Consider the following 6,532-nt stretch of genomic DNA (forward strand, 5'->3'; position numbering starts at 1 on the left):
ACTATGACTAGGGAGCTAGTTAAGAGTGGATTAGAGATGAAGATTGATTGAATGAACCAATCATAGTTAAGACCGTTGGAAAAGAGGGTCTGTAGGCGCACGGATTTTCCATTATGAATATAGTATCCTGTCAAGCTGCCTTTGTCAAGAGAAATTTTGACAACATCCAAAAAAACGTAATTGTAGGGGTAATTCATGAATTACCCCTACACCTATTACCCAGTCCAGTAGGGTGCGTTAGACGGCCAAAATTTCCGCTTTAACTTCAAGCTAACAATCCGTCGTAACGCACCACCATCGACTGTGGTTGAATTGATAACTGATTACTGCTCACTTATAACTGATTACTGATAACTGATAACTGATAATAACCCTTGAGCGCCAAAACGGACAACATCGGTACAAAATAACCCCGTTTCCTCCCGCACAGTTTCTATAGCTTTAACTGCCGCCTCCGGACTAAGATGAAAAGTATTTAAACTAATCCCCTTTACCTTCACCTCCCCGAAACTTCCCCCGGCGCTGGCAGTCATTTCGTAGAGTTTAATCACTTCCGTTAGGGGAGGGATGAGAATATCTGGTAAATCCTTGATATGAATTTGTCCAGCGCGATGGACGAGAATTAACCCCGTTGGTTGACTGCCACGCATTAAGGGCAAGGTAGCAGTGGATCCAGGGTGTAAAAGAGAGCCTTGACCCTCAATAAACAAAATATCGTTATTTTCTGCCGATTCTAACACCAAAGCCTCGATCGCACCAGCAGCATAATCGACGCGCACCGCATCCAAGGGTACACCTTTTCCCGCGATCATAATTCCCCCCTGTCCAGTGGCTAAAAATTGCGATTTTAGCCCTTTTTCTGAGGCTGCTCGATGTAATTCGATGCTAGTGGACATTTTGCCCACACTCATATCCGTCCCTACCGTTAGAATACGCTGACAGGTTAAATTTTTCGCCCGCGCTTGCCCAATTTTTAAGTCTTGGGGTTCCAGACGGATATCCCAAATCCATTGATCCGGTTTAAGCTGAGAAAAAAGGGGTTTTAGGGGTGTATGGAGTCCATTAACGAGGGATAACCCTGCCCTTACCCCCTCTTTGATTTCTTCTAGCCAATGGGGTGGTAAAATGCCTCCTGAGGGTGCGATGCCAATTAACAGGGTATCGGGATGATAGGTTAGAGCTTCCCTAACAGTAGCAACAATCGGCAAGGGGCGATCGATTCCGGCCACTTCTTTTAAGGTGCTGCCGGCGCTTTCTGCGTCAATAATCGCCACTACCGGCGCTTTCCCGTAACGCAGATAACTTAACCCGGTTTTGCCGCGAGTTCCTTTGATTCCTTCGTGGAGAAGAATCGCTACTTTCTTGTCAGGAGTCAAATAATTAGTCATCTTCTGTCCGTAAACTAACACCCAAACCGGGTGAATTATTTGGTTGTAAACGTCCCCTTTCCAAGCTTAAACCCGTAAAGGGATCATCGCGTAAATTTAAATGACTATCTAGGTCAAGATAGTTGACAAGCGGGCCAAGATGTGCTAGGGCAGTATTGGCTAAACTGCTATCAGAGTAACATCCGAACATAATTTGCAGTCGGCAAGCTTGGGCAATATGAATCATTCTTTGCACTTCGGCTAATCCACCAGCTTTCATTAGTTTAATATTAATGCCGTGGACTCGATCGGCCAGTTTCGGGATATCTTGACTGGAAAAACAGCTTTCATCGACGAAGATAGGTAGGGGCGATTTTTGGTATAAATCGATTAAATCTCGTTCTTGTCCCGCAGATAGGGGTTGTTCCACATAAATAACGCCTTTTTCCTCTAACCATTGGCACATTTTCACCGCATCGCTCAATTTCCAACCACCATTAGCATCGACAGTTAGGGGCAAATGGGGGACAATTGCTTTAATAGCCAGAATTATAGCTCGATCGGCTTCTGTACCGTCCGGTGAGCCTAATTTGACTTTTAATAAGCTAAAATCGCCGATTTCTAGCCAATCTAACACCCTCTTACCCACATTTTCTGGAGAATTTAAACCGATAGTAACAGAAACCGGCGGAATTAAAGAGCGATCGAGTCCAAAAATTTGCCAGAGAGGTAAATTAGCTTTTTTGCCTAACCAGTCGTGCAGCGCCGTGTCAATAGCGGCACGAGTAGCCGAAGATATCTGATTTTGCCATAAAATTTTCTCAATTTCTTGGCGTTGACAGGGGTGAAAAGATTGTAAAAGAGGAGCGATCGAGTTTAATTCTTGCAGGATTTTATCGGGTTTTTTCTCCTCACTGGTAATATCAAAAGGGGATGCCTCTCCCCACCCTTCGATATTTTCCTCGCTAATTTGCAGCCAAATATTAGTATTTTTACTGGTAGTGCCGCGACTAATCCTTAAAGGTACTCGTTTATGAATAGTAAAAGTTTGCCAGTTTAGCAGCATAATTCACCTCGGGATGATCGGGGAATAGGAACAGAAAAATTATCTACACTTACCCAAATCCTTACTTCTGTCCACTCTCCCCGCAATCATACAACTTCCGGCGGTGTTTTTCGTCAAAGACAAAATATGATAGGCTAACCGAAGGTGTAGGCAAGACGGCTGCGGGTTAGGAAATGGGATGAAATAGGAGTGAGTTAACCAAAATCAATGATTAAGAAAAAGATTTCTTACTGGGTAAATGGAGGTATTGCCCTCATTGATCGCTATCTGATCAGCCAACTACTACCCCCATTTTTATTTAGTGTTGGTTTATTTGCCTCTTTGGGAGTAGCGATCGGCAATCTTTCCGATTTAGCTAATCAGGTAGTTGATGCGAATCTACCCCTCGCTTCGGCCCTAGAAATTCTCCTGTTAAAAGTGCCAGAATTTGTCACTTATTCCCTACCAGTTTCTCTTTTGCTGGCCACTTTAATCACCTACGGTCGTTTAAGTAGTGATAGCGAAACCGTTGCCCTGCAAAGCTGTGGAGTCACTCTTTACCGTCTTTTTATACCCACTTTTTGCCTGAGTTTAATAGTGACAGTGGTGACATTTTTATTAAATGAATATGTGGTTCCCAATGCTAATTATCGAGCCACAGAAATTTTAGTTCAGAAAATTAATAAAGAGGCAAGTTTTTGGAAAAATAAAGATTTTTATTATCCCGATTATGAAATAAAAACCCTAGAAAATGGTACGATTAATCGCAATTTAATAAGTTTATTTTATGCCGAACAATTCGACGGTGAAAAGATGAAAACCGTCACCGTTATCCGTTGGCTAAAACAAGAATTAAATCAAATTATTATCGCCGATTCGGCCCGTTGGAATGCCGTCGATAACGTCTGGGACTTTTTTAACGGCATTATCTATGAATTAACCCCCCCTAACGCCTCCTATAGCCAAGTTATCCCCTTTAAAGCCGAAAAAATCGCTTTATCTCGCTCCGCTTTCGATTTTGCTCGTCAAAGCCGCGATCCCTACGAGATGAACATACCACAGGCGATCGAATATGTGCAACTGCTCAAACTCAGTGGCGATGAGAAAAGAGTCAGGTTTTTTCAAGTGCGAATCCAGCAAAAAATCGCCTTTCCCTTTGTCTGTATCGTCTTTGCTACCATTGGCTGTGCCTTGGGTTCTCTACCGCAAAGAATTAGTCGGGGAACCAGTTTCGGTCTCAGTGTCGCCATTGTTTTCCTCTATTATCTTTTAAACTTCTTAGTGGGCAGCTTGGGACTAACCGCCACCCTCTCCCCCTTCCTAGCTGCCTGGCTGCCTAACTTTTTCGGTTTTGGGTTAGGTCTGTGGTTATTATGGCGACTTAACGGTTAGACTTTTTTGAAAATTTTCGTCAAGATAGGAGACGTAGAGTTATAGCAGGCCCCTTAGTCTATGTTTCCCTTCTTCTTTAACACTTGTGGCAGCACTTCCCGTCAAGAATGTCAAGAGCGTAAATTAACATTCCTCAAATGGATGCGCGACGACCTCGAAACCCGTCTAGCGGGATTAAATGCCGCTATCGAAACTATCGAGCGTCAAATCAGTCGGGAAGGTCAATAAACCCTGAAAATAGGCGAGTTTTCCCCTCGCCTTCTCCCCACAATTAGCTAAGAGAGATAACTTGACAGTTGTATTGGCCAAGAGGGATAATAGAAGTTTGTGTGAACTTTAGCTAGACTAAAATACCTTGGCTAACGTTATTGTAATCGGCGCTCAGTGGGGCGACGAAGGAAAAGGAAAAATCACGGATCTGCTGAGTCGATCGGCGGATGTGGTGGTGCGTTCTCAAGGTGGCGTAAATGCGGGTCATACCGTCGTCGTCGAGGGTCAAACGTTCAAACTCCATCTAATTCCCTCTGGGATTCTCTACCCGGATACGGAATGTATAATCGGCTCAGGAACAGTCATAGATCCCTCGGTGTTACTCAAAGAGATGGCGCAATTACACGCCCTCAATGTTACCACCGACAATCTCTATATCTCGCAAACGGCTCATGTCACTATGCCCTATCATCGGCTGCTCGATCAAGCATCCGAGGAAAAACGGGGTAAATATAAAATCGGCACCACGGGACGGGGTATCGGCCCCACCTATGCCGACAAATCCGAGCGCATCGGTATTCGAGTCATCGACTTGATCAATACCGAGAATCTGCGGCAAAAACTAGAATGGACGATCAATTATAAAAACGTCATTTTAGAAAAGTTATATAACTTACCGCCTTTAGATGCGAAGACGGTGATCGAGGAATATCTAGAATATGCCGAGAAACTGCGTCCCCATGTGGTCGATAGTTCCCTAAAAATCTACGAAGCAATCCGCAAGCGTAAGAATATTCTTTTTGAAGGGGCCCAAGGCACCCTACTCGACCTCGATCACGGAACCTATCCCTACGTTACCTCCTCCAATCCGATCGCCGGCGGTGCTTGTGTGGGTTCTGGCATCGGTCCGACGGTAATCGATCGAGTGATCGGTGTGGCCAAAGCTTACACCACTAGGGTAGGTGAAGGTCCATTTCCCACGGAATTAGAGGGGGAGATCGAGCAGTTATTATGCGATCGTGGGGCGGAATTCGGGACTACCACCGGCCGTCGTCGTCGCTGCGGTTGGTTTGATGCGGTGATCGGTCGTTACGCGGTGCGAATCAATGGTTTAGACTGTCTAGCGATCACCAAATTAGATGTTCTCGATACCCTAGAGGAAATCAAAGTCTGTGTTGCCTACCAATTGGACGGCAAAACCTGTCGCCATTTGCCCAGCAGTGCGATGGAATTCGCCCGTTGTCAACCGATTTACCGAACGATGCCGGGGTGGCAACAACCCACCAGCGATTGTCGAAGTCTGGAAGACCTGCCCAAACAGGCCCTCGATTATCTAAAATTCCTAGGGGCGATCATGGAAGTACCGATCGCTATTATCTCCCTAGGAGCTAGTCGCGACCAAACTATTATCGTTGAAGACCCCATTCACGGACCCAAACGCGCTCTTTTGGACGAAAATGGCTCACCTTGGGATAATCACGAATTTTAAATCATTGCTAAAGAGGATTAGTCAACTATGCAAGTTAGCGTTGAATGTCAAAAAAGACCCGAAAATATTAACCCCAGGGCCCTACGTCGTCAGGGTTTGATCCCGGCGGTTCTCTACGGCCACAGCGGCACGGAATCGGTTTCCCTCGTGGTGGGAGAAAAAGCGGCCTTAACCCTGCTCAAAAAGGCCTCGGTGAATAATACCCTGGTGGATGTTAATGTCCCCGAAATGCCCTGGACGGGAAAAGCTTTGATCCAAGAGGTACAATCTCATCCCTGGAAAAGAAATCTCTATCACCTCAGTTTCTTCTCCGTATCTGCCCACGGTAAGCTCGATATCGTTGTTCCGATTAAAGCCATAGGAGAAGCGATCGGAACTAAACAGGGCGGTTTAATCGAACAGTTCGTCAACGAAGTTAATGTCTCCTGTATTGCTGATAATATCCCAGAAGTGATCGAATTTGATGTGTCGGGGATCGGTGTGGGGCAATCCCTGCTCGTGGGTGATTTGAAAATGCCAGAAGGGGTGACTTTAAAAGATGATCCCCATACCACCGTTTTTGCCATTGTTGCCGCTAAACGGTAAATTAATTGATCGGTCGTCGGTGGTCGGGTTTTGGGGTGATAGGGTGATGAGACAGCTTCCCCCTCCCCAACCCCCACTCTGCCATAACTGCTACTGCATACTTTGTGTTTTTTGTCAAAAAAACTTTTTCTTTGCAATAAAACTACACAAAAAAAAGATCATCGTTGTGGGTGAAATTGACTAATTTACCTGTCTTAACTAGGATCACCTTGTAGGTGTGGCAAGGGTTTCAACCATTGCTGTCCAAAAAAGCACAGAATAACCCACTATGAAATTCTATCAAATCGCTGTAACCATTGTAAAATCGTTGTTAAATAAAAATCTTTCTCAATTAATTCTTAAGAATTTGTAAATATTGCGAAATGTTAATTTAAATATTCTCAAGTTTTTGGAGTCAATAAATAATTTTTGCTTATCTTTGGTGCACATTGGGTTAGAAGTAGG

6 protein-coding genes and 1 pseudogene are annotated in these 6,532 nt (G+C 44.7%); 4 read left to right on the forward strand and 3 right to left on the reverse strand.

Annotated elements, in window-relative coordinates:
- From PX482_RS14535 to PX482_RS14545, 3 genes and pseudogenes are all read right to left on the reverse strand, one after another.
- Positions 1-197: pseudogene (locus tag PX482_RS14535) on the reverse strand (hypothetical protein); the annotation flags it as partial.
- 147 nt (positions 198-344) lie between these two features.
- Positions 345-1,388: an N-acetyltransferase DgcN family protein gene (locus PX482_RS14540; protein WP_002759248.1), complete on the reverse strand. Its 1,044-nt coding sequence runs from the start codon at positions 1,386-1,388 to the stop codon at positions 345-347.
- Positions 1,381-2,433 carry a dipeptide epimerase gene (locus PX482_RS14545; RefSeq protein WP_002759247.1) on the reverse strand — a complete coding sequence of 351 codons (1,053 nt, stop codon included), beginning with the start codon at positions 2,431-2,433 and terminating at the stop codon, positions 1,381-1,383. The genes PX482_RS14540 and PX482_RS14545 overlap by 8 nt, the downstream gene beginning before the upstream one ends.
- Before the next feature lie 207 nt (positions 2,434-2,640).
- Here PX482_RS14545 and PX482_RS14550 point away from each other — a divergent pair, with 207 nt between their 5' ends.
- The 4 genes from PX482_RS14550 to PX482_RS14565 all read left to right on the forward strand — a co-directional run bounded on the left by PX482_RS14550 (position 2,641) and on the right by PX482_RS14565 (position 6,088).
- Positions 2,641-3,804 carry an LptF/LptG family permease gene (locus tag PX482_RS14550; protein WP_288122604.1) on the forward strand — a complete coding sequence of 388 codons (1,164 nt, stop codon included), beginning with the start codon at positions 2,641-2,643 and terminating at the stop codon, positions 3,802-3,804.
- A gap of 60 nt (positions 3,805-3,864) precedes the next feature.
- Entirely contained in the window at positions 3,865-4,032 is a 168-nt protein-coding gene (locus PX482_RS14555; RefSeq protein ID WP_002759244.1) for a hypothetical protein, read from the forward strand.
- A gap of 127 nt (positions 4,033-4,159) precedes the next feature.
- Positions 4,160-5,503 carry an adenylosuccinate synthase gene (locus PX482_RS14560; protein WP_002759243.1) on the forward strand — a complete coding sequence of 448 codons (1,344 nt, stop codon included), beginning with the start codon at positions 4,160-4,162 and terminating at the stop codon, positions 5,501-5,503.
- Between the two features lie 27 nt (positions 5,504-5,530).
- Positions 5,531-6,088: a 50S ribosomal protein L25/general stress protein Ctc gene (locus PX482_RS14565; protein WP_002759242.1), complete on the forward strand. Its 558-nt coding sequence runs from the start codon at positions 5,531-5,533 to the stop codon at positions 6,086-6,088.
- Positions 6,089-6,532 lie beyond the last annotated feature (444 nt).

The sequence above is a fragment of the Microcystis sp. M53602_WE12 genome (genome assembly GCF_030065455.1).
GTDB classification, from domain to species: Bacteria; Cyanobacteriota; Cyanobacteriia; order Cyanobacteriales; family Microcystaceae; genus Microcystis; species Microcystis aeruginosa.